This window comes from Paenibacillus sp. sptzw28, assembly GCF_019550795.1.
Lineage (GTDB): Bacteria > Bacillota > Bacilli > Paenibacillales > Paenibacillaceae > Paenibacillus_Z.
On the sequence record NZ_CP080545.1, the window covers coordinates 2,700,001 to 2,726,629 of the forward strand.

The 26,629-nt window shown below is 48.6% G+C and carries 22 protein-coding genes, 15 tRNA genes, 1 rRNA gene and 1 pseudogene (1 of these 39 cut by a window edge); 34 read left to right on the forward strand and 5 right to left on the reverse strand.

The window, feature by feature from the left end:
* The 19 genes and pseudogenes from KZ483_RS11995 to KZ483_RS12085 all read left to right on the forward strand — a co-directional run.
* Positions 1 to 1,824 (forward strand): 23S ribosomal RNA (locus tag KZ483_RS11995); it begins 1,108 nt to the left of the window's first position.
* Positions 1,825 to 1,949: 125 nt separating this feature from the next.
* Positions 1,950 to 2,026, forward strand: a tRNA-Ile gene (locus KZ483_RS12000).
* 9 nt (positions 2,027 to 2,035) lie between these two features.
* A tRNA-Ala gene (locus KZ483_RS12005) sits at positions 2,036 to 2,111 on the forward strand.
* Between the two features lie 18 nt (positions 2,112 to 2,129).
* Positions 2,130 to 2,205, forward strand: a tRNA-Asn gene (locus KZ483_RS12010).
* Between the two features lie 5 nt (positions 2,206 to 2,210).
* Positions 2,211 to 2,298: transfer RNA gene (locus KZ483_RS12015), tRNA-Ser, on the forward strand.
* A gap of 23 nt (positions 2,299 to 2,321) precedes the next feature.
* Positions 2,322 to 2,393, forward strand: a tRNA-Glu gene (locus KZ483_RS12020).
* A gap of 3 nt (positions 2,394 to 2,396) precedes the next feature.
* Positions 2,397 to 2,472: transfer RNA gene (locus tag KZ483_RS12025), tRNA-Val, on the forward strand.
* Positions 2,473 to 2,476: 4 nt separating this feature from the next.
* Positions 2,477 to 2,553 (forward strand) — tRNA-Met (locus tag KZ483_RS12030).
* Positions 2,554 to 2,586: 33 nt separating this feature from the next.
* Positions 2,587 to 2,663: transfer RNA gene (locus KZ483_RS12035), tRNA-Asp, on the forward strand.
* Between the two features lie 82 nt (positions 2,664 to 2,745).
* Positions 2,746 to 2,821, forward strand: a tRNA-Thr gene (locus KZ483_RS12040).
* 63 nt (positions 2,822 to 2,884) lie between these two features.
* Positions 2,885 to 2,957: transfer RNA gene (locus KZ483_RS12045), tRNA-Lys, on the forward strand.
* Between the two features lie 12 nt (positions 2,958 to 2,969).
* A tRNA-Leu gene (locus tag KZ483_RS12050) sits at positions 2,970 to 3,055 on the forward strand.
* Between the two features lie 13 nt (positions 3,056 to 3,068).
* Positions 3,069 to 3,155: transfer RNA gene (locus KZ483_RS12055), tRNA-Leu, on the forward strand.
* A gap of 4 nt (positions 3,156 to 3,159) precedes the next feature.
* A tRNA-Gly gene (locus KZ483_RS12060) sits at positions 3,160 to 3,234 on the forward strand.
* 11 nt (positions 3,235 to 3,245) lie between these two features.
* Positions 3,246 to 3,322: transfer RNA gene (locus KZ483_RS12065), tRNA-Arg, on the forward strand.
* A gap of 3 nt (positions 3,323 to 3,325) precedes the next feature.
* A tRNA-Pro gene (locus KZ483_RS12070) sits at positions 3,326 to 3,402 on the forward strand.
* Between the two features lie 288 nt (positions 3,403 to 3,690).
* Entirely contained in the window at positions 3,691 to 4,134 is a 444-nt protein-coding gene (locus KZ483_RS12075) for a 6TM ABC transporter family protein (RefSeq protein ID WP_220353755.1), read from the forward strand.
* 43 nt (positions 4,135 to 4,177) lie between these two features.
* Positions 4,178 to 4,470: pseudogene (locus KZ483_RS12080) on the forward strand (IS1595 family transposase); the annotation flags it as partial.
* A 151-nt stretch (positions 4,471 to 4,621) separates the two neighbouring features.
* A complete protein-coding gene (locus KZ483_RS12085) occupies positions 4,622 to 5,023 on the forward strand; it encodes a hypothetical protein (protein ID WP_220352864.1) in 402 nt (133 codons plus the stop codon).
* 230 nt (positions 5,024 to 5,253) lie between these two features.
* Here KZ483_RS12085 and KZ483_RS12090 read toward each other — a convergent pair whose 3' ends face one another.
* Positions 5,254 to 6,360: a glycoside hydrolase family 88 protein gene (locus tag KZ483_RS12090; protein WP_220352865.1), complete on the reverse strand. Its 1,107-nt coding sequence runs from the start codon at positions 6,358 to 6,360 to the stop codon at positions 5,254 to 5,256.
* A gap of 440 nt (positions 6,361 to 6,800) precedes the next feature.
* Between KZ483_RS12090 and KZ483_RS12095 the strand changes: the two genes are divergently transcribed.
* The 8 genes from KZ483_RS12095 (at position 6,801) to KZ483_RS12130 (ending at position 15,976) form a co-directional block, all read left to right on the forward strand.
* Positions 6,801 to 7,748 (forward strand): ABC transporter permease, encoded by a 948-nt coding sequence (locus tag KZ483_RS12095; RefSeq protein ID WP_258881665.1) that lies wholly within the window; start codon positions 6,801 to 6,803, stop codon positions 7,746 to 7,748.
* A gap of 78 nt (positions 7,749 to 7,826) precedes the next feature.
* Entirely contained in the window at positions 7,827 to 9,572 is a 1,746-nt protein-coding gene (locus KZ483_RS12100; RefSeq protein ID WP_258881666.1) for an extracellular solute-binding protein, read from the forward strand.
* A gap of 77 nt (positions 9,573 to 9,649) precedes the next feature.
* Positions 9,650 to 10,561: a carbohydrate ABC transporter permease gene (locus tag KZ483_RS12105; RefSeq protein ID WP_258881667.1), complete on the forward strand. Its 912-nt coding sequence runs from the start codon at positions 9,650 to 9,652 to the stop codon at positions 10,559 to 10,561.
* A 47-nt stretch (positions 10,562 to 10,608) separates the two neighbouring features.
* Entirely contained in the window at positions 10,609 to 11,628 is a 1,020-nt protein-coding gene (locus KZ483_RS12110; RefSeq protein WP_220352867.1) for a LacI family DNA-binding transcriptional regulator, read from the forward strand.
* A 51-nt stretch (positions 11,629 to 11,679) separates the two neighbouring features.
* Entirely contained in the window at positions 11,680 to 12,639 is a 960-nt protein-coding gene (locus KZ483_RS12115; protein ID WP_220352868.1) for a carbohydrate kinase family protein, read from the forward strand.
* A gap of 3 nt (positions 12,640 to 12,642) precedes the next feature.
* The gene (locus KZ483_RS12120) at positions 12,643 to 14,010 is read left to right on the forward strand and encodes a family 4 glycosyl hydrolase (protein ID WP_220352870.1); all 1,368 of its coding nucleotides are present in this window, start codon (positions 12,643 to 12,645) and stop codon (positions 14,008 to 14,010) included.
* Between the two features lie 330 nt (positions 14,011 to 14,340).
* On the forward strand, positions 14,341 to 15,327 hold the full coding sequence (locus KZ483_RS12125; RefSeq protein WP_220352871.1) for a phosphotransferase: 987 nt from the start codon (positions 14,341 to 14,343) through the stop codon (positions 15,325 to 15,327).
* A 4-nt stretch (positions 15,328 to 15,331) separates the two neighbouring features.
* Entirely contained in the window at positions 15,332 to 15,976 is a 645-nt protein-coding gene (locus KZ483_RS12130; RefSeq protein ID WP_220352872.1) for a GNAT family N-acetyltransferase, read from the forward strand.
* On the opposite strand, the gene KZ483_RS12135 is transcribed toward KZ483_RS12130, so the two are convergent.
* The 3 genes from KZ483_RS12135 to KZ483_RS12145 form a co-directional block, all read right to left on the reverse strand.
* Positions 15,879 to 17,099, reverse strand: a complete 1,221-nt coding sequence (locus tag KZ483_RS12135) for an IS256 family transposase (RefSeq protein ID WP_220352874.1) — start codon at positions 17,097 to 17,099, stop codon at positions 15,879 to 15,881. The two genes, KZ483_RS12130 and KZ483_RS12135, sit on opposite strands and share 98 nt — an antisense overlap.
* A 169-nt stretch (positions 17,100 to 17,268) precedes the next feature.
* Entirely contained in the window at positions 17,269 to 18,243 is a 975-nt protein-coding gene (locus KZ483_RS12140; protein WP_220352876.1) for a hypothetical protein, read from the reverse strand.
* Between the two features lie 6 nt (positions 18,244 to 18,249).
* A complete protein-coding gene (locus KZ483_RS12145; protein ID WP_220352878.1) occupies positions 18,250 to 19,077 on the reverse strand; it encodes an RNA polymerase sigma factor in 828 nt (275 codons plus the stop codon).
* A gap of 177 nt (positions 19,078 to 19,254) precedes the next feature.
* Here KZ483_RS12145 and KZ483_RS12150 point away from each other — a divergent pair, with 177 nt between their 5' ends.
* The 4 genes from KZ483_RS12150 (at position 19,255) to sigJ (ending at position 22,643) form a co-directional block, all read left to right on the forward strand.
* Positions 19,255 to 19,692, forward strand: coding sequence for a hypothetical protein (locus KZ483_RS12150; RefSeq protein WP_220352879.1), 438 nt, complete (start codon positions 19,255 to 19,257; stop codon positions 19,690 to 19,692).
* Between the two features lie 30 nt (positions 19,693 to 19,722).
* On the forward strand, positions 19,723 to 20,265 hold the full coding sequence (locus KZ483_RS12155; RefSeq protein WP_220352880.1) for an AAA family ATPase: 543 nt from the start codon (positions 19,723 to 19,725) through the stop codon (positions 20,263 to 20,265).
* Between the two features lie 145 nt (positions 20,266 to 20,410).
* Entirely contained in the window at positions 20,411 to 21,769 is a 1,359-nt protein-coding gene (locus KZ483_RS12160; RefSeq protein WP_220352882.1) for an FAD-dependent oxidoreductase, read from the forward strand.
* Complete coding sequence (gene sigJ, locus KZ483_RS12165; RefSeq protein ID WP_220352883.1) at positions 21,747 to 22,643, forward strand: RNA polymerase sigma factor SigJ; 897 nt, start codon at positions 21,747 to 21,749, stop codon at positions 22,641 to 22,643. Before KZ483_RS12160 ends, sigJ begins: the two co-directional genes overlap by 23 nt.
* Positions 22,644 to 22,712: 69 nt before the next feature.
* Here the strand turns inward: sigJ and KZ483_RS12170 are convergent, their stop codons facing one another.
* Positions 22,713 to 23,951, reverse strand: coding sequence for a serpin family protein (locus KZ483_RS12170; RefSeq protein ID WP_220352884.1), 1,239 nt, complete (start codon positions 23,949 to 23,951; stop codon positions 22,713 to 22,715).
* A 172-nt stretch (positions 23,952 to 24,123) separates the two neighbouring features.
* On the opposite strand from KZ483_RS12170, the gene KZ483_RS12175 reads away from it, so the two are divergent.
* The 3 genes from KZ483_RS12175 to KZ483_RS12185 are packed head-to-tail and all read left to right on the forward strand — an operon-like array spanning position 24,124 to position 26,552.
* Positions 24,124 to 25,119: a phosphotransferase enzyme family protein gene (locus KZ483_RS12175; protein WP_220352885.1), complete on the forward strand. Its 996-nt coding sequence runs from the start codon at positions 24,124 to 24,126 to the stop codon at positions 25,117 to 25,119.
* A 21-nt stretch (positions 25,120 to 25,140) separates the two neighbouring features.
* Positions 25,141 to 26,127 (forward strand): S41 family peptidase, encoded by a 987-nt coding sequence (locus tag KZ483_RS12180; RefSeq protein WP_220352886.1) that lies wholly within the window; start codon positions 25,141 to 25,143, stop codon positions 26,125 to 26,127.
* A 35-nt stretch (positions 26,128 to 26,162) separates the two neighbouring features.
* Entirely contained in the window at positions 26,163 to 26,552 is a 390-nt protein-coding gene (locus tag KZ483_RS12185) for a DUF5071 domain-containing protein (RefSeq protein WP_220352887.1), read from the forward strand.
* Positions 26,553 to 26,629 lie beyond the last annotated feature (77 nt).

Here is a 26,629-nt window from a genome sequence, read left to right on the forward strand (position 1 = left end):
TTGGCTTAGAAGCAGCCACCATTTAAAGAGTGCGTAATAGCTCACTGGTCGAGTGACTCTGCGCCGAAAATGTAACGGGGCTAAACACGCCACCGAAGCTATGGCTAGATACGAAAGTGTCTTGGGGTAGGGGAGCGTTGTATGCAGGTTGAAGTCAGACCGTAAGGACTGGTGGACGACATACAAGTGAGAATGCCGGTATGAGTAACGAAAAGACAAGTGAGAATCTTGTCCGCCGAAAGCCTAAGGGTTCCTGAGGAAGGCTCGTCCGCTCAGGGTAAGTCGGGACCTAAGGCGAGGCCGAAAGGCGTAGTCGAAGGACAACAGGTTGATATTCCTGTACCACCGTAAGCCGTTATGAGCAATGGGGTGACGCAGAAGGGTAGTGACGCGAGCGGATGGAAGTGCTCGTCCAAGCAGTGAGGCTGGTTGATAGGTAAATCCGTTAACCGATAAAGCTGGGCTGTGATGGGGAGGGAAAATTACAGTACCGAAGGTCATGTGCTCCCGCTGCCGAGAAAAGCCTCTAGCCAGGTGATGGTGCCCGTACCGCAAACCGACACAGGTAGGCGAGCAGAGCATGCTAAGGCGCGCGGAAGAACTCTCGTTAAGGAACTCGGCAAAATGACCCCGTAACTTCGGGAGAAGGGGTGCCTCGGTAGGGTGAATAGCCCGAGGGGGCCGCAGTGAAAAGGCCCAAGCGACTGTTTAGCAAAAACACAGGTCTGTGCGAAGCCGTAAGGCGAAGTATACGGGCTGACGCCTGCCCGGTGCTGGAAGGTTAAGGGGAGTGGTAAGGGGCAACCCGAAGCTATGAACCGAAGCCCCAGTAAACGGCGGCCGTAACTATAACGGTCCTAAGGTAGCGAAATTCCTTGTCAGGTAAATTCTGACCCGCACGAATGGCGTAACGACTTGGGCGCTGTCTCAACGAGAGATCCGGTGAAATTTTAATACCTGTGAAGATGCAGGTTACCCGCGACAAGACGGAAAGACCCCATGGAGCTTTACTGCAGCTTGATATTGGACTTTGGTACGATCTGTACAGGATAGGTGGGAGCCTTGGAAGCCGGAGCGCCAGCTTCGGTGGAGGCATCGTTGGGATACCACCCTGATCGTATCGGAGTTCTAACCTGGTACCGTCATCCGGTACAGGGACCGTGTCAGGTGGGCAGTTTGACTGGGGCGGTCGCCTCCTAAAATGTAACGGAGGCGCCCAAAGGTTCCCTCAGAATGGTTGGAAATCATTCGTAGCGTGCAAAGGCATAAGGGAGCTTGACTGCGAGACCTACAAGTCGAGCAGGGACGAAAGTCGGGCTTAGTGATCCGGTGGTACCGCATGGAAGGGCCATCGCTCAACGGATAAAAGCTACCCTGGGGATAACAGGCTTATCTCCCCCAAGAGTCCACATCGACGGGGAGGTTTGGCACCTCGATGTCGGCTCATCGCATCCTGGGGCTGAAGTAGGTCCCAAGGGTTGGGCTGTTCGCCCATTAAAGCGGTACGCGAGCTGGGTTCAGAACGTCGTGAGACAGTTCGGTCCCTATCTGTCGCGGGCGTAGGAAATTTGAGAGGAGCTGTCCTTAGTACGAGAGGACCGGGATGGACGTACCGCTGGTGTACCAGTTGTTCCGCCAGGAGCACCGCTGGGTAGCCAAGTACGGACGGGATAAGCGCTGAAAGCATCTAAGCGTGAAGCCCCCCTCAAGATGAGATTTCCCAATTCGTAAGACCCCTGGTAGACGACCAGGTTGATAGGTTCGAGGTGGAAGCGCAGCAATGCGTGCAGCTGACGAATACTAATCGGTCGAGGGCTTATCCTAATGTCTCTTCGCCGAGACTGACTAACCAGCTATCAATTGTTTTGCATCATATTCGTATCCAGTTTTCAAGGTGTAAACCTTCATCTAAACTGTAAATATCACCCACAGTGATGTGGGTTTTTTATTGGCTTTTAGCTCAGCTGGTTAGAGCGCACCCCTGATAAGGGTGAGGTCGGTGGTTCGAGTCCACTAAGGCCAACCATTCCCCCAAGGGGCCATAGCTCAGCTGGGAGAGCGCCTGCCTTGCAAGCAGGAGGTCAGCGGTTCGATCCCGCTTGGCTCCACCAAAACGATCGATTTCCTATTCCCTGATAGCTCAGTTGGTAGAGCACTCGACTGTTAATCGAGTTGTCACAGGTTCGAGTCCTGTTCGGGGAGCCATTCATGGAGAGATACCCAAGTGGCTCAAGGGGACCCTCTGCTAAGGGGTTAGACTGCGCAAGTGGTGCGAGGGTTCGAATCCCTCTCTCTCCGTACGATTTTATACCGGTTTTTCCGGCCCGTTGGTCAAGGGGTTAAGACACCTCCCTTTCACGGAGGTAACAGGGGTTCGAATCCCCTACGGGTCATATGAACGCTTAGCTCAGCTGGGAGAGCACTACCTTGACAGGGTAGGGGTCGGCGGTTCGATCCCGTCAGCGTTCACCATTATCGCGGGGTGGAGCAGCTCGGTAGCTCGTCGGGCTCATAACCCGAAGGCCGCAGGTTCAAATCCTGCCCCCGCAACCAATATGTTTTCGGGGCAATCCGATTTATTACTGTGGAGCTGTGGTGTAGAGGCCTAACATGCCTGCCTGTCACGCAGGAGACCGCGGGTTCGAATCCCGTCAGCTCCGCCATTTCACCTCAATAAGTAAAAGTGATCCTAAAGTATATTATGAGCGAGAACCTCGTACATAATACGGGATCGGAAATTTATATGCCGGTGTAGCTCAACTGGTAGAGCAACTGACTTGTAATCAGTAGGTTGGGGGTTCAAGTCCTCTCGCCGGCACCATCTTAACGGATTCACAATGACGAGTTTAGTGGTTCGAAACCTAAGTTCCTCAGTCATTCTTATGAGCCATTAGCTCAGTTGGTAGAGCACCTGACTTTTAATCAGGGTGTCGTAGGTTCGAGTCCTACATGGCTCACTTTGATCATATGCGGTTGTGGTGGAATTGGCAGACACGCTATCTTGAGGGGGTAGTGCCCACCGGGTGTATGGGTTCGAGTCCCATCAACCGCACCATATGTTTTAGCAAGCGGTCATGGCGGAATTGGCAGACGCGCTAGATTCAGGTTCTAGTGGTGTAACAACCGTGGAGGTTCAAGTCCTCTTGACCGCACCAATCTGCGGAAGTGGCTCAGCGGTAGAGCATCGCCTTGCCAAGGCGAGGGTCGCGGGTTCGATTCCCGTCTTCCGCTCCATAATAAATATTGTGCCCTTAGCTCAGCTGGATAGAGCGTTTGACTACGAATCAAAAGGTCAGGAGTTCGAATCTCTTAGGGCACGCCATTACGGGATGTAGCTCAGCTTGGTAGAGCACCTGGTTTGGGACCAGGGGGTCGCATGTTCAAATCGTGTCATCCCGACCATTCATTTCAACTAATCATGTCGATACATAGAATCGATAAGATCATCATTAATAAACAAGGTAATCAAAACCTAAAGTACGTGATTAAAGAAGGCAGGAATACCCTTTGTAAGGGTGACCCTGCTTTCTTTTTTTGCATTTCGGAAGGAAATGAGTGAAATGCATCCTTCTAGTCGGCGCAAGATAATCCATTAATAACCATAGAGAAATCCATGTTTTCGATGAAGAGCAACGGTTAGTCTAATTATAAGAACAGATAAAAGGTAAGAGGAGAAGGGAGGAACGCGTATTGCAGTTTCGAAAATACATGTGGAAATACAAGTATCAATATTTACTGGGTATCGTATTATTGTCTATATCTTCTCTGCTTCAAATGGTGATTCCCCTATTGCTTGAACGTTTCACCGATGAAATTCAGCAGTTGAAGACGACTCCCCGGGCTGTATTGGATGTTGCGATGTGGATCGCCATAATCGGTTTTGTCGTCGCCCTTTTCCGCAGCTTCAGCCGCATTTATATGTTTCGGTTAACCCGAATTCTGGAGCGTAACATTCGAAAAAGCCTGTTTGCGATGCTTCGCTTCTTAAGCTACTCCAGACAATTCGTCAGGCCGCTGATGGATGTGGCAAACGTCTTCAATAACATGCAATCCGGCTTGGCCGGCGTGGAGCGGGTATTTGAGGTTCTCGATGAGCGAGAGGAGCCGGAAGATTCACCGAAAGCCATCGCATAGGAAAACGCAAATGGTCATGTCGTGTTTGAGAATGTGAGCTTTGGATGTGCTTTGTACTGATTCATGGAGAGCATTCAGTTCCTATGCAAACTCGAAGGGACTGGCCCATTACCGCTTCAAGTCCGATGAAAAAACAGCGTGTGAAGAAATTATCAGATCCAAAACGTAAACAGTTACCACAGCCGCCTGAAAAAATGGATTAACCGCTTTAATGGTGTTACAAACAAGTATTGCAACATTATTTAACGTGGTTCCGCTAGTTAAATAGCAAGGAGTATGAAAACACTACATTAAACAAGAAAAATATGTTGGTCAATTCTTGCTTGTTTACTGTGAAGGATACAAACACCAATCTTAGACAAGCATCTTTTTCTTCCTAAAATACTCGAGTGTTCGACGGGAAATTTCCAATTGACTAAAATGCAACAAATAGAACAATTAAGCGTATACACGGTAGCAGCCAGGATAGGGAAAGGTGGAATGTGTAGTGCGTTTTCACAAGATTGTTCTATTACTAGTATTTGTGATTTGTGTAACGGTTCTAAATGGTTGCACTAATAATGACAGCCAGATAGAAGGTGTGGCAGTCAAAGATGAATTTTCAGTAAATAGAGTAAATAATGAAAATAAAATTGAAATATTAGGATTAACGAATGAGATAAGGAAAGTAACTGCAACACAATTACGTCAAATAACGAAGAATATGACATACCAGGAGGTTATAAAAGAATTAGGAAATAGCAAGGACATTGGTTCAGGAAGATATATATTTAGATATGAGTATGAAAATGGCAAATTTTTTGACCTTAATTTTGGAGGTTATGATGGAAAAATAAGCGAACACAGCTATGAAGAGATTCAAAATATTTTAAATGGAGAGTCTGGTTGATTGCATCTGTCAGGTAACGAAAATTCAACTAACCGCCTACTTGATGGGCGGTTTTCTTTTAGATGAAAAACAACAATGAAAGTTAACATAGTCAATGGATAAACAGGGAATTTATTACCGGATGTTCTACAACCAGTTCAGAAATCTGGAAGCCGCTGCAGATTAGATCAAGCCCGCCATGATCCGGCGGGCTTGATGTTCGGTTTAGCGAGAAAGCGTTCGGCGGCCGATCAATAGATCCGATGCTTCCAGCCGCTCAGCTTCGCGACCGCTTCCACATAATAATAGTCGCCGAAGATAAGCGATTTGTCGATGTAAGAGGTTCCGCTTCCAGTTCCGTGAAGGAGAATCGCCTCGTGCTCCGGTTGATCCCAAGTTCCATAGTTTTCGGTTAGTGAACGAAGCATTCGCTCGGCCGCGCCTTTATAGAGCTGTTTCTCTCCGGCAGGCACGATTACTGCCAGATCCAGAAGACCTGACGCGGCGATGGCTGCCGCAGAGCTGTCCCTGGGTTGGCCTTCGAACGACTCAAGCCTAAAGTCCCAATACGGCACATGATCTTCCGGCAGTGCTGCGATAAAGTAATGAGCGATCCGTTTGGCGGTATCCAGGAAGCGTTCATCGCCGGAATTGACGTAAGCATTGGCATAGCCGTACAAGCCCCAAGAGGCTCCCCGGCTCCATGTCGACTCGACGGAAAGGCCTTGACCGCCGAATGACTCGATAAATTCACCTGTCTCCGGGTCGAAGGAAAGGATATGTTTCGTTGAACCGTCATTCCGAATACCGTGCTGCATCGTCGTTTCCGCATGGCGGACGGCGATATGTTTATAGCGGGGATCGCCTGTAATCCGGCTTGCCCAGAAGAGAAGCGATATGTTCACCATGCAATCGATGATGGCCCAGCCGTGCTTGTCGGCATTCCATGCACGGATGAATTGTCCGGCCGGATTGTACCGCGCCGCGAGGAAATTAGCCGCCTCCAAGCCTCTGCGAAGGCCGTCCGCATCGCCCGTGATCGTATGCTTGATGACCGCCGTCGACAGGAATTGAAAGCCGACGTCATGGTGCAGCTCTTCGGTTGGCTTGACGAACCATTCTTCCAGTTCCGCATCTGCATTCCAGGCCGCGTCCATATAGTGTTTATTGCCGGTCATATCGTACATAATCCAGAGAATTCCCGGCCAAAATCCGGTCGTCCAATAATCGGAGCCCATACAGTTATATTTGCCGTCATTCCCGGCGTCATGCGGGTATTTGCCCTGAAGCCGGCCGATCATGCGGTCCACCTTCGGTTCAAGTCTCTTCATTACATCCTGCCAACATATCACGCTCATCTAAAAAGTCACCCTCTCTTATTTATATCATTATAACGTTTCATGTCTCCCGAAAGTGATGGTCGGATATTCGAAAATGTTTTGATTTTGTCAATTCTCATAAAATTGTTGACTTAAAGGAGAATCGCAATTAAGATCAAATTAATCCGCAAGTTACAGATTGGAACGCTTTCCAATACTTCAGTCATCCACTGCTATGCACTTCATTGACGAACCTCAGGCTTTGAAAGTATTTTATTAATACTTGCTCATTCTTACGAACACTCAACTTATTCTCTATTTTGATCCAAATCACGAACAAATTTTTTTCGGCATTTCTGATATCGATTCCATATCGGTTATTAGACCAGGGAGGTGACTCTATCGGAGTGATTGTTTAACCGCTTTCATCATCCTTCATGTGATTGTGAATGAATGGAAAGAGAGGTGATTCGAGAATCATGAATGCCGATCTGCCGGCTATGCCAACCCAAAATCGCGGGAAAAAGCTATTGAAAAAAATTGTACTGCACAGGTATTTGTACTTCATGCTTCTGCCGTGCCTGATTTTCTTCATCGTATTCTCATACATTCCGATGGGAGGCCTGATACTGGCCTTCAAAGAGTATAAATTCAACAAAGGCATCCTTGGAAGCCCGTGGGTAGGGTTCGATTATTTCGTCAGGTTTTTCAATGATTATCAAAGCGGCATGCTCATTAAAAATACACTGATCATAAGCAGCATGAAGCTGTTCCTCGGACTGCCGTTCCCGATTATTTTGGCCTTGATGATCAACGAGGTCCGCAGCCGCTGGTTCAAGAATCTGGCGCAAAGCATATCCTACTTGCCTTATTTTCTCTCCTGGGTCGTTGTTATCGGGATCGTGCAGCGGGTGCTCGCGCCGGATACCGGCTTGCTCAATCAAGCGGTCTCCGCTTTCGGCGGAGATGGAAGCACCTACTATCTTATGGATCCGCATTATTTCTATCAGATTATGTTCGGCAGTAACTTATGGAAAAACATCGGCTGGGACTCTATTATTTATCTGGCCGCAATTGCCGGAGTGAACCCCGATATGTACGAAGCGGCCAAAATGGACGGAGCCGGCAAATGGCGCGAGATCTGGAACATTACGCTCCCCTCGATCCGCCCGACGATCGTTATCCTCTTCATTTTATCGCTTGGAAACATACTTTCGGCGGGGTTCGATCAACTCTACCTGCTTAGGACGCCGGGCAATATGCAGTTAGCCGATATTTTGGACACCTATGTGATTCGTGTAGGCCTGCAGGGCGGCCAATACGGCTATGCGACCGCCGTGGGTATGATGCAGGGCGTCATTGGTTTTCTCTTGGTAATAACCGCCAATCGGCTCGCCCGAAGGTTTTCCGATACGTCAATATGGTAACGATACCAGAAAGAATGCTTCTCGAGGGAAATGGCAATCAATCAAGTCATTTAAAATCGAAAGAGGGATCGGTGTCCAATGCTAAAATTGAAAAAACGTAATTGGTTTCAAATGCTGTCCATTGCGCTAATAACCGCTATTCTGATTGCGGGCTGTTCCAACGCCGCCAACGAACCGAAACCGGGTGATTCCGTATCGGCGAACAAAACCGGAGATTCGTCTGCAAATAAAACGGCGGATAAGCCGGCGACGTGGATCGCCGACAGGACGGTTAAAGGGCTTATCTTCATGGATGCCGACGATTATACGGAAGACATGAACCCTGAAATTCTGGCGAAGATCAAAGAAATGACGGGCATCAATTTTGAAATCCATATGATGACGGCAGAGCATTCGATCGATGGATTGGTCGCCGGACTTGCCGCAGGAGATCTGCCTGACTTTGTCTCTTTTTACCTTAACAACAGCGGACGGCCGGAAATGCCGGTCGTTCTGAAGGCGGCGCGCGAAGGCATGTTCACGGATTTAACCCCGCTGATTAAGGACACGAAGGTTTACAGCAAATATTTGCAGGACGATTATTTGCCTCTCGATACGAAATACGGTGTTATGTTCCGTCCGGAATTTAACGGATCGACTTATTTCGTTCATATGAACATCGCGAGACAAGGGGGCTATGCAACCCGGAAATATGTAGGCGGGCCATACATTCGTAAAGACATTGCCGATGCGCTCAAGATCGACCCTAAAACTATCATGACAAGCGAGCAGCTGTATGAGCTGGCCAAGCAGATCAAAGCAGGGCAATTCAAGGACAGCAACGGCAAAGAGGTATATCCGATCGGTCCGGCTTATTGGGGCGGTAAGGAAGTCGGCGCACTGTATAATGACCTGATGTTCGGGGCGGACGACCAGCATATCCGACAAGATAAAGACGGTAAGCTTAAGCATGAGAGCGAGACGGAATATCCCATCAAGAGAGTGGAATTCGTTCAAAAATTGCTGAAGGAGAAGCTTATCCAGCCGGAATACTACACCATTGACGGAAGCCGAGCAACGGAAGGCGCTCTGAACGGTTCGTGGGCAATTATTCCGGATATGCACAACTATTTGGATTTCAACCGCGATATGCATTATGTACCGATTGGACCGATGAATTCGATCGACGGCGCATATCAGATGAAGGTCGATTATAAATCGGGATATTCCGCTTGGGCGATTCCTTCAACAACGAAGAATCCGGAAGAAATCGTGAAGTTTGCCGATTTCCTGGCAAGCCGCGAAGGCAAGCTGCTGTGGCAGTACGGAATCGAAGGCAGAGACTATACGCTTGACGCCAAGGGCAACCCGATCGCCAAGAAAGAAGTGATCGACCTGAAGCGGAACAATCCCGATGAGGCGAAAAAGCTGGGTTTTGCCGGTGTCGGCAATTACTGGGGAGAGCTTCTCGGCAGCACGGACATCGACAGAATGGCTGATTTCGGCGAGATGGAATACGGCGATGCCGCTCATCCTGATCTGAATGCAGGCGCTCTGAAAATAGCCGATCACTGGGGCTGGGACGCAAAACGGGAAAAGGCAGTCGTGCAGGATGGCTATACGCCGCTTTCTTTCCTCGGCGACTTTGAGAGAGGAACCGATTTGAAGGCTGCGATGGACAATTACAACGACAGCATTATCCGCGCATATTACAGCAAGAATCTCGACGAGGCGAAGAAAATTCTCGACTCGGCATCAAACCAGCTGAAAGCCGCCGGCTTGGATGATTATTTGAAGCTGCTCGAGCAAAAAGACACAGATCCAAAGACAAAACTGAAGTTCTAGCCAATCGATAACGTTGATGTCAGGGAGAGCCGGTTTTATTCATTAGGTTTTAAAACCGGCCCCTTTCAGGAGGTAGAATGGTGGGAAAAGCGTTCTACAAGATGACACCGGGCGAAAAAATCTTCACTGTCGTTAACTACGCTTTGATCGTATTATTATGTTTAACGATTGTGCTGCCCTTCCTGAATATATTGGCGCTTTCATTCAATCTCGGGAAGGATGCGGAACGCGGAGGCATTTTTTTCTGGCCGAGGGCTTGGTCGCTGGAAAATTACCAGGAAGTGTTCTCCTCTTCGAACATAGCGAGCGCCTTCGGAATTTCTATATTCCGCACTGTTGTCGGTACGATTGCTAGCGTCTTTCTCACTGCCATGGCGGCTTACGCTTTGAAAAGCAAAACGCTGCCGGGCGTCCGTTTTTTTACACTGCTCGTTTTTTTCACGATGCTGTTCAGTGGGGGGATTATACCTTATTACATGCTGCTGAAGTCGGTTCATCTGACGAATTCGATTTGGGTCTATGTCATCCCGAGCCTCTACAGTGCCTGGAATATTATCATTATGCGGACCTTTTTCCAGCAAATCCACATTAGTCTGGAGGAATCCGCACGAATTGACGGCTATAACGATTTCTCAATCTTCATGCACGTGATCATGCCGCTTAGTCGGCCGGTAATTGCCGTTATTGCGCTGTTTAATGCGGTTAATCATTGGAATGACTGGTTTACGGGAGCGTTCTTCGTCCGGGAAAGCAAGCTGCGTCCGCTTTCAACACTCCTTCAGGAGATGCTTACGAAGGCCGAAGCGCTGCGCAGCACGCTGGAGCAGGCGGCAGGCTCGAAATACGACATGATCGATAAAATCCAGGTTACCGGAAATTCACTCAAGATGGCAACGATTATTATTGTGGTCGCGCCGATCATTGTGCTGTATCCTTTTATTCAGAAATATTTTGCCAAGGGCGTCATGATTGGTTCAATTAAAGAATAGTATTCGGCCAAGGGAAGGTATGAATTATAGGGATTGGGATGAGGATAATGGCAGTAAAGATAAAAGACGTTGCCAAGAAGGCGGGCGTTTCGGTCACAACCGTCTCCAGAGTGTTGAACGGCGAGAAATACGTTAAGGACGATTTGAAGCTGCGGGTGAATAGGGCAATCGAGGAGCTTGGTTATGTTCCAAGCCAAATCGCAAGAAGTCTTGTGAGCAGGAAAACGAATCTGATCGGCGTTATCGTGCCGGATATCACTTCCAACTTCTACTCGACGATCCTCAGCAGCATCGAAGAGACGGCCAGCTCGAACGGTTATAACCTGCTTGTTTGCAACATCAGTGAAGACATTGACAAGGAATTTAAATACTTGACGATCTTCAAAGAAATGCGAGTCGAGGGAATCGTCATCATGCATGAAAAAATAAACGAGGAAATCCGCACTTTTATTAATAAATTGAACGTTCCAGTCATCTTCTCGAGCGTTAAGCCGATGGATCAGGAGTTCATCTCCGTCATTATCGACGATTATCAGGCCGCCTATGAAGCGACAGAGCATTTAATCGGTTTGGGGCACGAGAGGATCGGGTTTATCGGCGGCGACATGAGGGATATCACTTCCGGACAGAACCGTTACAGCGGCTACCGTAATGCGCTTACCGATCACAAACTCAAGATCGTTTACGAATGGATTCGTTTCGGCGATTACAAGGTTCAAAGCGGCTACGATATGATGCGCGAGATACTGAGGGGCAAGCAGCTGCCGACTGCCGTGTTCGCTGTGAGCGACGATATGGCGGTCGGGGCGATGAACTGCATCTACGATCATAAACTGCAGGTTCCGGGCGATATTTCGGTCGTCGGATTCGATGGAAGCCAGTTGACCGAGCTGGTGCGGCCCCGTCTATCCTCGATGGAACAGCCGATTTATGAGATGGGGAGCGTGACCGTCGGAACGCTTCTGAAATTAATATCGGCCGAGGGCGAATACGACTCGGGCGGTGATATCATTATGAAGCACCGGTTTATTGCGCGGGACAGCTGCAGGAGAATAGTGAATCCGTAGTCTGCGAAGGTTTCGCTTTGCAGGGCTGCGAGCGGGAGAAGAGGGAACGCCTTGAAGAAATACGATGCGGTTGTGATCGGAGACGCGAATATCGACCTTATTGTTGTAGGTTGTCTGGAGTCTCCGCTCCCGGGACAGGAAGTGTTTGTTCGGGATATGCGGATTGAGGTGGGCGGAGGCGCGGCCTTATTCAGCTTGGCTTTGGCTAAGCTTGGTATGCGTATCGCCTTTAACGGCATTCTCGGCGGCGACTATTTCGGCACTTATATAAGGGATGAATTCAAACGGCATGGTATCGATACCAGATATATGAAGAAAAGTGCAGTCCACAAAACCGGGATTTCTATCGCAATCAATCCGGAGAAGGACCGGTCATTTATTACGTATTCGGGTTCTAATGCCGAGCTCAGCCTGCAGCTGCTGGATCTGGAGAGCGCTGCCCTCGGACGGCACGTTCACTTGACCAACTACAAAGGCAGCTTGAATCACCGGGAATTCATGGATATGGTGGAGAAATTAAAGTCCATGGGCATAACGACCTCCTGCGATACGGGATGGGACGATACCGGGGAATGGTATAAAGGCATTTATGAATTGATGGAGCGTGTTGACGTTTTCTTCATGAACGAGACGGAAGCGAACCACTATACCGGGTGCTCCAATGCGGATGACAGCCTCAAAGCACTTGCCAAGCACAGCAGCCACATCATCGTTAAGCTGGGGTCACATGGCGCCATATCGAATTACCGTGGAAAGACGAACCGCAAAGAAGGCTTCCACGTAAGGACGGTCGACACGACAGGTGCCGGAGATTGCTTTAACGCCGGTTATATATATGGATTCTTATCGGGAAAGGACCCGGAAGAATGTCTGCTGTACGGGAACGTCTGCGGAGCGATGTCCGTAGGCGCGGTTGGGGGCAGCAGAGGCGCTCCGGGCCGCGAGGAGCTGCTGCGTTTTATTGACCAGCATGATAAAGGCGGTCGTACTATGAAATGGGGAGGAGGATAGATCATGAAACTGACGCTGATCGGCGGAGGGGGCGTTAGGGCCGTCCTTTTTACCAAGAGCCTGACATTGAAGGCGGAGCAATCCGGCATTGACTATCTGGTTCTGCTGGATACGGATGAGGAGCAGCTGGAGATTATCGCTAAGCTGTGCCGGATTGTTATTGCCGAGAGCGGCGTCAAGCTGAAGCTCGGCATCTCCACCGACGCGCGCGAAGCCCTTCGGAATGCGGATTATATCGTAACAACCGTACGCGTAGGTAAAGAGCAGTCCCGATATACCGATGAACAAATCGCTTTGGACTGCGGAGTGATAGGGCAGGAGACTACAGGTCCGGCCGGCTTCTCCATGGCGATCCGAACCATCCCCGTGCTGCTTGACTATTGCAAATTGGCCGCTGAGGTCGCGCCGGAGGCATGGATTTTCAACTTCTCCAACCCTTCGGGGCTGGTTACCCAGGCGCTGAGAAGCGCCGGCTACGATCGGGTTATCGGGATATGCGATACGCCGAGCCATACTAAGCTGCGCATGGCCGAAGTAATGGGTGTGGACCCGAACAGGCTTTATGTGGAGTTTTTCGGATTGAACCATTTATCTTGGATAAGCAAGGTTGTCTATAATCAGCTGAACCTGCTCCCAACACTCAAGAACGACAGGGCTTTTACCTCCCGCATCGATGAATTTGGCATGTTCGACAGCGATTTGCTGACCGCCCTTCCCTATTTGCCTAACGAGTATTTATATTACTACTACCACAGGGAGAGAGCGTTTGAGAACATTATGAAATCCGGGATGACCCGTGGACAGATGATCGCGCAGAACAACAAGGAAATGCTGGAAGTGTTGAAAAGCATGCCGATCGAAAGCAACCCGCAGCAGGCTATCCAAACCTATCTCTACTATACGCAGAAAAGAGAAGCTTCGTACATGGCCATCGAGACGGCAACGGCGGCTAAGGAAATTGCACCGGTGGAGCAGCTTCAGCTTCCCGAGTCGCTTGGTTATGCGGGAGTGATGCTCGATTTCGTAGAAGCGCTGCAAGCAAAGACGAGACGCAATATCGTATTATCTGTCCCGAATAAAGGTGCAATCGCCGGTTTTGCAGATGATGACGTTGTTGAAATTTCCTGTGTAGTGAGTCGGGAAGGAGCGAAGCCGGTTGCTATCGGCGAGATTCCGGAACCCATGTATCTGCTGATGAAAAGTGTAAAGCGGTTCGAACGATTGACCGTGGAAGCGGTGAAGCACAATTCCAAAGAGCTTGCCGTCGAGGCCCTTATGGCCCACCCTCTCGTAAATTCCTACTCGCTGGCGAAGCGGCTTACGGGAGAGTATTTGTCGGCTTATAAGGAGATTTTGGGAGAGTGGAAGTAGGTCACAGTACCTTCCTAGGGTCGCAGAAAAAAGTCATACGTTAAATTTGAACCGCTCATAAGAGCGGTTTTTCTAGTTGTCATTTAAACTGGAATAAACAGGTTTGCGTCATTACCGCATCTTTGCAGCAATTAAAGGAAATCTTCATCGATTCACGAATATCCTAAATGAAGCCGACCCGGCCAAAAGCTATGAAACCCAATTAAAAGAATTGTTTCCAAGTAGAGAAACAATAAAGACAGGAGAATGTAGATATGGATTACATGCTAAGTAAAGCGGGAGTTAAAGCTGCACCTGTGTCATACAATTCCAGGGACTGGAGTGCGATATATGCTTAATTTGGCCGTTAATCATTCCGTCATATCTTCCGATGCATTGGCACCTGTGATAACTGATCTTTATAATATTGGTGACGTCACGGAATGCAGGTTCCTCAGTAACGGGCTTAATGATACTTATTTAGTGGACACCGGCGATAATAAATACATATTGCGAATTTACAAAGCTAATTGGCGAAATAAAAGCGATATCGATTTTGAAATTGAATTGTTAAATCACCTGATATTAAATGGAGTCCCGGTGTCTCATTCAGTAATGAAGAAGGATGGCGGGTACCTTACGCAATTAGCGGCCCATGAGGGAGTGCGTTTCGCAGCTCTGTTTACCTACGCGGCAGGAGGCCATTCGGACAGTAAAGAGAATTCTTCCTTATATGGCGAACAAGTCGCCAGGATGCATTTGGCACTCGATGATTTCCACTGCAGTCATGAAAGATTTGCAATTGATCTGGATCATTTGCTTAAGGAACCTATTCGGCCGATTAAGCGTCTGTTAGCTCACAGACCGGAGGATATCGAGTATCTGGAGTCATTATCTTCTTCGTTGCAGAGACGCATAAACAGGATTTCTTTCGAGCTGGATTGGGGTGTCTGTCACGGTGACCTGCATGGGGGAAATGTGCACTTTCATGATAGTGCCTTAACTCATTTTGACTTTGATTGTGCCGGGTTTGGCTGGAGAGCTTATGATTTGTCTGTATTCCTCTGGGCGAAGGTGCGAGGACGCGGGAAAGACCAGTTTAACAACGAACTGTGGGGCGTTTTCCTCGATTCCTACCAGAAGCATAAAATGCTTTCTGTACATGATATTGAAGCGATTCCTACCTTTGTGGCGATTAGGGAGATATGGTTAATGGGTCTGCATACGGGCAACTCGCAAATATGGGGAGCGTGGCAAAACGATCAATACTTCAACACGAACCTGCAGTTTCTGCGGGATTGGTGTTTAGAGCATTCCATAAACTGTGAAAAAGAGTGATAATATGAATATTGATATATCTCTGGTACCATATGAGGAAAAAACGGTTCTCTATAACCTGATTCAGCTATATCGTTATGACAGCAGTGAGTTTGATGGACATGTTTTAAATAGCCATGGATTTTATTTATATAAATATTTCGATCACCAATGGACAGACGAATATCGTCGTCCATTTATAGTGAAAGTAGACGGGGAAATTGCAGGGTTTGCTCTGGTTAGTCTTGATGTTCCTACGCAATACATGAAACTCAGTTCAGCGGAAAAGACGAACACAATTGGTGATTTCTTTATTATGAGGAAATACAAGCGTAAGGGTGTGGGAAAAGAGGTTGCTTTCTCGCTATTTAAACAGTTTCGTGGCACGTGGGAGATTAGACAAACATATGGCAATAAGGACGCTTACGAGTTCTGGAAGCACGTAATTGCAAAGTACAAGGGGAACGTCTCGTATGACGAGCAAATGATAGAAGATGAGAGATGGAAGGGCCCTGGGGTCTGTCAAATCTTTTGTGTAAACTCTTTTCGTGCTTTCCCCCGAGGGGGGAATTTTATCGCAGATGCTGTCCGATGCGGTCCGGATAGAAAACGGAGAGCTGCAGCAGCATTTGACCCCAGTTTTGAACGCGGCCTGTCCATTTACGCGTAACATCCATGGTGGCCAGATAAAGCATTTTCAACAAGGATTCATCCGTCGGGAAGATGCTTTTTCCCTTCGTCACTTTGCGAAGTTGGCGGTGGTAACTCTCGATGATGTTGGTGGTGTAAATGAGCTTGCGGATTTCGGGTGGATACTTGAAGAAGGTGGCCAGCTCATCCCAGTTATTGCGCCAAGAGCGAATGATGAGCGGGTACTTATTCCCCCAGGTTTCCTCGAAGCGATCGAGCTCGACGAGTGCCATTTCTTCCGTCGCTGCTTTGTAAATCGGCTTCAGGTCAGCTGTTACCTTCTTCAGATCCTTGTAAGAGACGTAACGGGTGGAGTTGCGGATCTGGTGGATGATACACTTCTGAATATCCGTTTTCGCGTAACAAGCCTGAATGGCTTGGCTGAAGCCGGTCAGATTGTCGACACAGATGATAAGGATATCATGCACGCCCCGGTTCTTCAGGTCGTTTAGAACATTAAGCCAGAACTTGGCGGATTCATGCTCACCAATCCACATGCCCAGTACATCCTTGTTGCCATCCAGGTCGATGCCGATTACCATGTAGGCGGCTTTATTGACAATGGCACCATCTTGCTTCACCTTGAAGTGTATGGCATCCAGGAAGACAACCGCGTACACGCCTTGGAGCGGCCGGTTCTGCCATTCCTTAATCAAGGGAATGATCTTGTTGGTCACGTTAGAAATAAAGGTGGGAGAGACCTCAATCCCATACAGATTTTGCAGATGATCCTGAATCTCACGCGTGCTGACACCTTTGGCATAAAGGGCAATAATCTGATCTTCAATGCCGGTCACATTAGACTGGTGCTTCTTCACCACCAGGGGTTCAAATTCCCCTTGCCGGTCACGGGGAACGGCGATCTCCTGATCACCATACTCACTTACGATGTTTTTCTTACTCTTGCCATTACGACTGTTGGTTGTCTGTTTGTTCTGCATATCGTGCTTTTCATAGCCCAGATGTTCATCCATCTCGGCTTCCAGCATCTCCTGCAGCGTTTCAGCAAACAGCTCTTTCAACGCATTCTGTGCATCCTGCGCAGAGACCAACTTATTCTCCTTGATGAACTGCCGGAGTTGCTGTTTCGTCCATAATCCCATGTGTTCTCCCCAACCTTTCTTCTACTTCCATTGTAATAGGTTTAGGAGTTTACACAATCTATTTTACAGACTCGGGCCCTGTGTTTGTGTTCCAATCTTAATATTTAGTTGGTCAGTACAGCAAGAAGCGCCCCGGTTTCTCCCGGGGCGCTTCTTCGGCAATTCCGTACTAATCTAACAATTCCAGCATCCGCTCCAGCAGCATAATGCCTTGTGTTTCTTCCGCCTTCGCTTCACGGAGCAGTTCCAGGGCACGCTCTGCCTGAGCATCTTGGTTTGGTTCTCCGCCTTGGGGGAAGGGAAACATTGAGCGCATCTGACCAAGTCGTTCTGCTACGATACTGTAATGCTCCGCCGCCTCTTTAGCCAACGCACGAAATTGCCCATCATGCTGTTCATCACCCGGCCAGCTTGTGGAAAGCTCTTGCAGGAACTGCTCTGCAAACTCTCGCGCATCACAAATTTTCCCCGTGTTGACTCCGTTACCGAAGGGATCAACAGACCGGTTGATGAATGCCTCCATCCAAGCATCATAGGCGGCAAGTCCGTTGCGATGATTCGATGATTCAAGTTCAACATACGTGTCGTGGGCATGATTGACGGCAAGCTGGAGAGCGCCCCTCAGTATACTCCGACGGTCGACCGGCCGGGAACCTGTAACCGCCAGCACATACAGCTCCGTGACTTCGCCCCGTCCCAGCTTTTCGTATGGCAGTTCGCCGTCCTTTCGAATGTCCCTGCATTGAAAAATGCGTTTCTCATCGTCATAGCCGTAGATGACTCCCCACTCCGGAATGAATAAGTCCCAGCCAAGTGCAGGCAACCCTCTGTCAATTGTCTCTTGGACGAGTCTGATTCCTTCTTCTAATTCCTCTGGAGTTGGAGGAGTATTAGTCTGTTTCCCTGCGGTTTGTATCGTAAAGCCAAGGTTCTGCATCACTTCGCCATGACGAAGCTTCCAATCGAAAAAAGAATAGCTGCCGACCTCGACCGCTTCCCGATCGATGATGATGCGAAATGCATGACCAGAATAGCCCATTACATTAACCAGAGACATACCCGCCTTATCCGTATATTGCAGTATGCTGTGCAGCGCGGTTGTATCTGTGTTGTGACTCCATGTAAAATCAGTTCTGTTCCCCATAATATCTCAATCCTTCCAAGTTATTTTGTATAACGGCGGAGCGAGCAGTCTCTTTACCGGTTTTCCTGATTGCTGCGGCTGCTTCACATACAAGCTGATATGAACGCGAATACGTTCCTGTTGAATCTTGGTCCGGGACCGGGAAATGCCGTTATATACATTAGCGACGGCGGTATCCAGTAAAGCGGCAATATCCTGCGGTGGAAGCTGGTCGAAAAAGTACGCTTCAAAAAAGATGCGTCTTTCCCGCCTGCTCAAGCAATGAAGCAGGCTGCGAATTCCGTCGATAAGCTCTTTGCGCAGGAGGGCCGTCGACGGATCATTCGTTTGTCTGGCCGCATCCAGGGCAGATCTGCTAAGATGGAAGAGCACCCGGTCAATATCGGACCAATCCTGGCGGGCGGTATGTTGACCTGCCGTGCCAACTCCGCTAGGTCTCTCGGTGCCGCCTTCAAAGGTTACACAGCTTGTGAATGGCCGCTCATTCCGATGCGGGCCTCCGCGGCGCAGCTTCATATTGGCCTCATTGCGTACAATCTTGGTTAGCCACGGGGTAAACCGGCTGCTGTCGATCAATGTGCCCAGATGAAGAAATGCTCGGACGAGCGCATCTTGCACAACATCTTCGGCAAGGTGGTGGTCACGTGTCATGGCGTATGCCAGACCGAATGCTTTAGACCGGCTGCTTCGGACCAGCTCACCGAATGCATCCGGGTCCCCGGTTCTAGCTTTGGCAACAAGGTCCGCCTCTTTAATGGGCCTAGGTTCATCGTCATTGTTCGCGTCCACCTGTACCGGGTCAACCTGCAGCAGCAAGCGTTCTGATTCCGGCAATCTGCTCGCTCCTTTCGCACACATATATTACTGATGCCGGCAAGGTCTTTTTTCTATCATAGGAAATGAAATTAATTCAACAAAAAACGATTCCCATCGAATATCAAGCATCTATCATACTCGTGAATCGGTACCGAAAGACCTTTCAAAACAAACAATAAGGGGGCTTTATAAGTTATGTCGAAAATAAAACTCATCCTAGCCATTGTCATAGGTCTGATTGCAATAAACGGCTGCGCTAGTATCAAGGAGAATCAGTTCAAATTGGAAGCTGTTATAACGGCTATTGAAGATCAGGGAGTGAAATTAACAGCCTTCGGAGTAGTCGGCCATACATTAAATTTAAACAACGTTGTCCCTGAGATGTACGGTGTAGAAACGCCAGGATCGACAGAAAACGGTGATCTTGAATATGTAAATTTTTATATTTTTAATACGGAACAAGCTCGAGTAAAGGGAGTTAAAGAGTTCAATAAAGAGATGGAAAATGCCCGATTTACAACTTTCCCTTTTTTGTATGAGAGAGGAAACGCTCTCGTTATTTACTGGAGTAAATCCAGGGAAAATCCCCTGTTTGGTAAATCGATTAAAACGGCACTTGAAGGTTTGAAATAAGGTTGATAATCGAACTGGAGGAAATGCAACATGATCATAATGATAAACGGAGCTTTTGGAGCTGGCAAAACAACAGTTGCAAACCAACTCCTTAAATGTATCTCCAACAGTATGATATACGACCCTGAAGAAGTAGGCTACATGCTGCGAAACATTATAACGGACGAATTAAAAACGCCGGACGAGCAGACAGACAATTTCCAAGATATGGAATTGTGGAAAATGCTTGTGGTTAAGGTCGCTGAGTTATTGCGGAATAAATATGACAAAAACATTATTGTACCAATGACAATTTTCAATAAGGCTTATTTTCATTATATATTCAATGGCTTTAAGGAGATCGATGACAGAACGTATCATTTTTGCTTGATAGCCAAAGAAGAAACGATATTTGAACGCCTAAGACAGCGTGGAGAGCTTGAAGGGAACTGGTGCTTCCAGCAAACGGCCAAATGTTTGGAGTCATATAAAGATACATGCTTCGAAGAATATATTATGACTGATGGTGTGGACATAGCTGATGTAGTAAAAACCATCGAAACAAGAATCCGCTGTTTGACAATGCTCACCTAAAGCAGAAATGGGTTTTTGATCAAAAATGAGCGAAGTGTGGCCTATTGATGTAAACCATAGAATGAATAATTTTTTATTTTGAGCGGATGTGTCACAAAAACGATCCCCCAAACGACATAAGGGAAAACGGTTGGAGGGGATTCGAATGAATCATAACAAATGGGATGTTGTAATCGTGGGCGGCGGACTGAGCGGCTGGATATCGGCAGCTTATGCGGCGAGGGGCGGTAAGCGTGTATTACTCGTGGAAAAGGCGGACACGTTCGGCGGCAGGGCAGCAACAAATACGCGGGAAGGCGTGGCGCTGAATCTGGGCGGGCATGCAGTGTACCTGGACGGAGAGCTGCCCGCCGTACTTAAAGACCTCGGTATCGCGCTCGAAGGAGGAAATCCCGGATCCTCGGGGCACGGTGTATTGAACGGGGGGGTATACACGCTGCCAGGGTCGACGATGTCACTGTTCACCTCTCGGTTGCTGTCGTGGCCCGGAAAGATCGCACTTTCCCGCATCATTCTAGGCGTGAAAAAACTTGATGAAAGCCGGCTCCCAGCCGGCTCGCTGACCGAATGGGCGGAGCGTTGTATTCGAGAACCGCAGGTGCGTCACCTGTTCTATGCGCTTTGTCGGACAGCCACTTACGCGCACCAGCAGGATATCCAACTCGCCGGTCCTGTTCTCAGGCAGATCAAGCATGTACTGAATGGGGGCGTGTTGTATGTGGACGGCGGATGGCGGACGATTATCGACCGTCTCAGGAAGGCTGCGACAGCAACCGGCCTCGTTGACGCCGTCAGCGGGAAAGTCGTTGAACAAGTCAGTGCAGTCGCCCGACTGGCCGAAGATTCAACTGAACCTCATGAGTCCGGCGGCTTCGAGATTCGGTTGGCTGACGGTGAAGCCGTTCTTGCAGATGCCGTGGTCATGGCGGTACCGCCTGCTGAATGCTGCCGGATCGTGAACGGGGCCGAACACACATCGCTGGATGTATGGCGCAAGCAAGCCAGACCGGTCACTTCGGCCTGCCTTGACCTCGTCATGCGAAGGCTCACAAGACCGAATATCCAGTTCGTGATGGGGATTGATTCACCTTTCCTGTTTACGAACCAGTCACGCGCTGCTAATCTTGGACGTAACGGGTTGTTGGCTGTTTCCGTTATTAAGTATCACGGAGCCGCAGCGCCGGACGCCGCACTCGACAGGACGGATATGGAGCGCAGCCTCGATCTGCTGCAGCCCGGCTGGCGCGACGAAGTCGTCGCCCGTCAGTATTTGCCGCATATGACTGTAGTCTATGATCACGCGCATACGGGTCGCGTGGCTCTGCCGGGGCCCGACGTTCCTGAAATGCCGGGGCTTTATGTGGCAGGCGACTGGGCCGGGCATCGGGAGCTGCTGGCCGACGCGGCTGCTGCCAGCGCTAAACGCGCCGCCGAGGCTTTGCTTCAAGGGAGGGCGCAGGAAACGTTGAGAGGAGTCTTGAATGGAAACAGGTCAGCTGTATGAAACTTATAGACCGCTCTTATTTTCAATTGCGTACCGGTTGTTAGGCAGTGTAACGGATGCAGAGGATACCGTACAGGAGACCTTTATGGTCTGGAGTGAGCGGATCATCCGAGACAGTGCCGTTGTTGCACCTGTCCATAATGAGAAGGCTTTTCTCTGCCGGGTCATTACGAATTTATGCGCCGATCGGATCCGCAAGGAAAGCAGGCGCAGGGAGACTTATATTGGACCTTGGCTGCCGGAGCCGTTGATTGAGGATTTCGGGGGACCGGAGGATATATGCGTACGCAAGGAAACGATCCATACCGCTTATCTGCTCTTACTGCAGCAGCTTAGTGCGATTGAACGGACGGTATTTGTGCTGCGCGAAGCTTTCGATTTCAGCTATGACGAGATCGCTGAGATTACAGGCAAGAGTACGGCGAATTGCCGTCAGATTTTCCGAAGATCCAAGCGCGGCATACCGGCGCTTGAGCCGGATCCGCAGCCGGCGCCTCAGACCGATAACGAGCAGCTTAGGAGCATCCTCCTGGAGTTTGCGCAATCCCTCGAGCGCGGCGATATCGGGCGTGTCCTGCAGCTGCTTAAGAGCGATGCAGTCCTGCTTAGTGACGGCGGCGGTAAAGTGAAAGCGGCCCTCAATCCGATCCATTCCAGCGAGCGAATTATCGCATTCGTGGCTGGAACGGCCGCGAAGCTGCCGTCCAATACGGAGATATCGTTCCGAATAGTCAACGGCCTGCCTGGACTTGTCTACAAGATAGGTGGCATCGTACATTATGCCGTTTCACTTGCGTTTAAGGGCGGCCAGATTACATCTATTTATATGGTTTCAAACCCCGACAAGCTGGTTCACCTGAATCAGGCAGACTAAGTGATCCCTGTCGGGGTCTTTTTTTCTCTCTTTTTTTTCAGCTGCGAATTGGACGTAATTGCGAAGTTTCTAAAGCGTCTCTACTGATCCCACAAAAAGAATTACGCCGCTTTGCAGATCTTGTATCGCGAATAGGAACGGGCGGTTGACCGTCATTTGGAAGTTGCCTTCCGGTGGAGCGCTCGTGGTTTCGACTCCGACCATCGTTACGGCAGCAGCTTCGGTACCTTGTTCGGAGACATCGACCAGCGTCTTATGCACGACCTTGCTGATAAAGAGCCGACGGTCACCGCTTGTGTCTGCCATTTCATTGAAGTCCGCTTTTCCCGGGTCAAACGGCAAGCTCATGCCCATGGCCTTCAATGTGTCTATTAAGTCAAGCATGCCCTCTACTCGGAATTTCGGCAGGGCCAACTGCCCGTTGAAGCGGGTAAAAGGCTTCGTCCATAAGCCGGGATCTGCCAGCAGCTTCGCCGTCGTCATTCGGTCGGCATTCTTACGCGGCAGCACGACGAGCATGCCCATTTGACCATCGCCGTATGGCAACCGCACCGCTTGATACTCATCGGTCTCATCGTATTCGAACTTGCCTTCTTGATGCATGAAAGGAATGTGCTGCACCTTTCCGTCCGATTTCGTAAAGTCGCCGTCCTTCGTGTCTTCCGGCTCGAACGGCCTTTTCCATGTCCCGTTAAAGTAAAGAGCGTTGAGCAGCATCAACTTCGTCATCTCAGACACGGGCTCATCCAGAATCGTTGGAATGAGGCCCTGTGTCTCCTTATCGACCCAATTGTTGATCTCCTTCAACACAGCGGGATCGCTCAACTTGCGTTCGTTCAGTTCCGCTCCGTACGCAGATTTCACGCTATCGAGGTAAGGCTTCTTAAACGGCCAACCTTGCTGCAGCCAGAGCGAGTTGGCCATTGACAGCTTAACACCGGGGCCGGGCTGAAGCAGAAGCTCCCGCAGCTTTCGCTGCTCATCATTTAGCACTTTCGCAGGCAGCCCCTCCAAATGCAGGGTCTTTGCCATTTGGTCCAGTGTCGGACCTGCCGCACCGTTCATCGTCATCGACAGCGCTTGTACGATGCTAATTGGTGATACAACAATGTTTTCTCCGGGCTTTTCCTGCTTCAATTTCCCGATCAGCTCGAGACCGAACGTATTCGATGACTGCGCAACGCGTGAGTCGGTTTGCGCCGATAGGCGAGCGCGTTCCTGTGCGGATATCGGTTTGCGATCGGGTTGCCCGCATGAAGTTAACAACAGAACAGCAGTAATTGCAACTATCATTGATTTGCGTAACATCGAGACCCCTCGTTTCATCTCATCTATACTCATATCGACGATACACGCCCAGAGAAGGTTGCGCATGCGCCGGGCATTCCTCTTACCAAATTTTATATAAACAGGCGTGTAGGAGGAAAAGCTTGACCAGCTATAGAATAGCTTATTTACAGAATTTATGGGGGGAATCAAATTGGAAACAGAGATAAGAGCTTTACTTAACGACGATATCTTGAACGAATCCGCCGGCAAATACGGATATGATAAGAACGATCTGAGCGACTTGCACGGGTTTCAAAACTTTGTCTACGAGGTGAATCGAGATACGAAGAGTTGTATTATTAGAATTGCCCATAGTTCCCACCGTTCCTTGAGTATGATCGAAGCTGAACTGTATTGGATTATATATTTGTGCAATCACGGGGTGAATGCTGCCGCACCAATCCGATCTTTAGAGGGCGAGCTTGTCAATAAAATCAATCATGGGGACTCCTATTTTATCGCTACAGCTTTTGAAAAGGCAGCCGGAGCCAAACCGGACTATGTGGCCTTTATGGAAGATAAAAATCTGATACAAAGGTTAGGGCGGACTACCGGGAAGATACATGCGTTATCGAAAAAGTACAAGATAGAGAAAGGACCCGTAGATCGATGCGACTGGAAGGAAAATAATTACCTTACCAAGTTTACCGAATATATCCCTGTCTCCTACGCTCATATAATAGAAAAAACACAGTACTTTCTAAATGAATTATTACAATTACCCAAAGATGCAGCTTCGTTCGGTTTGATTCATGGCGATATTCACCTTAATAATTTGCATGTGCATAACGATGAAGTGACGCTTTTTGATTTTGATGAGTGTGAATACAACTGGTTTGCGGCGGATATAGCAAATCCGCTGTTTTATGCAACGCCGCTGCCGAGTGATGGAACAGAGGAGCGAAATCGTACTGCAAAACGGTTTTACGATTACTTTATGGAGGGATATTTCCGGGAGAACACTCTTGATTCATACTGGCTGAAGAGAATCCCCTTGTTTCTCAGACTCCGGGAAATTCTCGTTTACTCGGGTGCTTTTCGCAGCTTGGATTTAAATAACCTGCATCCATGGTCGAAAGAAATGCTTGAAACCACGACCAGTAATATTGAAAATGATTTACCTTTTCTTGATATCGATTTTACATAGTTTAACCTAGGAGGAACAATAATGGACCATGGCTTTAAGAAAGATACAATAAAGGCACTGACAGATTTGATTGTTGAACATTATGTATTTCCAGAAACGGCTGTGAGCCTTCGAAGCGAACTTACTCAAATGAATGAGATCGAATACGAAGGATTCCAGGATTATTCAATGTTTGCAGACCTGCTAACCTCGAAATTACAGAGCTCTTCTGGGGATAAACATTTACGAATTCGGCACTGCACAGAAAAAGCCCAAGTTGAGGATTCCCGAAAGAATAGTAACGAAGATGATTTCTTCACAATGATCAGGCTGGATAACTACGGGTTCACCAAAACCGAGCGGTTACCGGGGAATATCGGGCTGCTGCAATTTGATGCATTTATGCCGCCTGAGCTTGCTGGAGAAACAGTAACCAGCGCAATGGCTTTCCTAGCAAACACCTCCTGCATGATCATTGATTTGCGGAATAATCATGGCGGTTCTCCTTATATGGTAGCGTTCATCTCGAGCTATTTGCTCGAACCGTCGCCTACGCATCTGAACAATCTGTATTGGAGAAAAAATGATGAAACTCAGCAGTTTTGGAGCCTGCCCTATGTTCCGGGTAAGAAATTTGGCGGTACTAAGCCGCTGTATATTTTAACAAGTCGGAGAACATTTTCGGCCGCCGAGGAATTTGCTTACAACCTTCAGTCAATAGGCCGGGCGATTATTGTCGGGGAGCGGACTGGCGGCGGGGCTCACCCGGGGAGAATGCATAGAATAAACAGGGAGTTTGAAGTATTTATCCCTGACGGCCGCGCAATAAATCCGATAACCAAAGACAATTGGGAGGGAGTGGGGGTTCGTCCCGATATCGAAGTCCCAGAAGATAATGCATTCGATACTGCTTACACCGCTCTTCTTGAAAAAGAACTCAAACGTCTATCGGATGAACCAATCCCGGGAGGATATGAGAGATTGAGGGATGAAATAAAACAAACGCTCGAGAAAAAAGTGCTCGCTTGATTCATAATCAAGGCCAGTGGAATTCAAGGAGATTAATGATGGACAAGAACGAATTAATCCCAAGAAACAAGTTTGACTATAAAAGTGTGGAAAAATTAAAAAAAGAAAACAAAGAAACGATAGTACAAGTCCTGCCTCAACTACTTGAATCGCTGCAAGACATGAATTGGCCGATCGCTCAAGATATAGAGGATTTGCTAATCGATTATGGGCATCTTTTAATACCTCATATCCGGGCTGTCTTAAATTCTAACGATGGCGGATGGAAGTGGTCTTTACTTTATGGGTTAATAAACCGGTTATCCACTCAAGAATTGTCTGAGTTAAGGACCGATCTTGAGCGTATGAAATACCATCCAACTCAAGATGAAGTAGACGAAGAACTTACGGGAAAAATTGATGAGCTCTTAGCAAAATTTTTATAATGTTTTTTGTATTTGATTGAGGGCACCGGCGCCCCCTTCAGTAACCCATTTCCCTGATTGAACGAAGGGGGCTTTCC

What these genes read in the sequence shown, in the direction of transcription:
- KZ483_RS12110 (WP_220352867.1), top strand. Translation starts at nt 10,609, where the DNA reads ATGGCAGTAAAGATAAAAGACGTTGCCAAGAAGGCGGGCGTTTCGGTC.
- KZ483_RS12100 (WP_258881666.1), top strand. Translation starts at nt 7,827, where the DNA reads ATGCTAAAATTGAAAAAACGTAATTGGTTTCAAATGCTGTCCATTGCG.
- KZ483_RS12155 (WP_220352880.1), top strand. Translation starts at nt 19,723, where the DNA reads ATGATCATAATGATAAACGGAGCTTTTGGAGCTGGCAAAACAACAGTT.
- KZ483_RS12125 (WP_220352871.1), top strand. Translation starts at nt 14,341, where the DNA reads ATGCTTAATTTGGCCGTTAATCATTCCGTCATATCTTCCGATGCATTG.
- KZ483_RS12140 (WP_220352876.1), bottom strand. Translation starts at nt 18,243, where the DNA reads ATGGGGAACAGAACTGATTTTACATGGAGTCACAACACAGATACAACC.
- KZ483_RS12120 (WP_220352870.1), top strand. Translation starts at nt 12,643, where the DNA reads ATGAAACTGACGCTGATCGGCGGAGGGGGCGTTAGGGCCGTCCTTTTT.
- KZ483_RS12130 (WP_220352872.1), top strand. Translation starts at nt 15,332, where the DNA reads ATGAATATTGATATATCTCTGGTACCATATGAGGAAAAAACGGTTCTC.
- sigJ (WP_220352883.1), top strand. Translation starts at nt 21,747, where the DNA reads ATGGAAACAGGTCAGCTGTATGAAACTTATAGACCGCTCTTATTTTCA.
- KZ483_RS12135 (WP_220352874.1), bottom strand. Translation starts at nt 17,099, where the DNA reads ATGGGATTATGGACGAAACAGCAACTCCGGCAGTTCATCAAGGAGAAT.
- KZ483_RS12160 (WP_220352882.1), top strand. Translation starts at nt 20,411, where the DNA reads ATGAATCATAACAAATGGGATGTTGTAATCGTGGGCGGCGGACTGAGC.
- KZ483_RS12185 (WP_220352887.1), top strand. Translation starts at nt 26,163, where the DNA reads ATGATGGACAAGAACGAATTAATCCCAAGAAACAAGTTTGACTATAAA.
- KZ483_RS12180 (WP_220352886.1), top strand. Translation starts at nt 25,141, where the DNA reads ATGGACCATGGCTTTAAGAAAGATACAATAAAGGCACTGACAGATTTG.
- KZ483_RS12105 (WP_258881667.1), top strand. Translation starts at nt 9,650, where the DNA reads ATGGTGGGAAAAGCGTTCTACAAGATGACACCGGGCGAAAAAATCTTC.
- KZ483_RS12095 (WP_258881665.1), top strand. Translation starts at nt 6,801, where the DNA reads ATGAATGCCGATCTGCCGGCTATGCCAACCCAAAATCGCGGGAAAAAG.
- KZ483_RS12090 (WP_220352865.1), bottom strand. Translation starts at nt 6,360, where the DNA reads ATGAGCGTGATATGTTGGCAGGATGTAATGAAGAGACTTGAACCGAAG.
- KZ483_RS12170 (WP_220352884.1), bottom strand. Translation starts at nt 23,951, where the DNA reads ATGTTACGCAAATCAATGATAGTTGCAATTACTGCTGTTCTGTTGTTA.
- KZ483_RS12150 (WP_220352879.1), top strand. Translation starts at nt 19,255, where the DNA reads ATGTCGAAAATAAAACTCATCCTAGCCATTGTCATAGGTCTGATTGCA.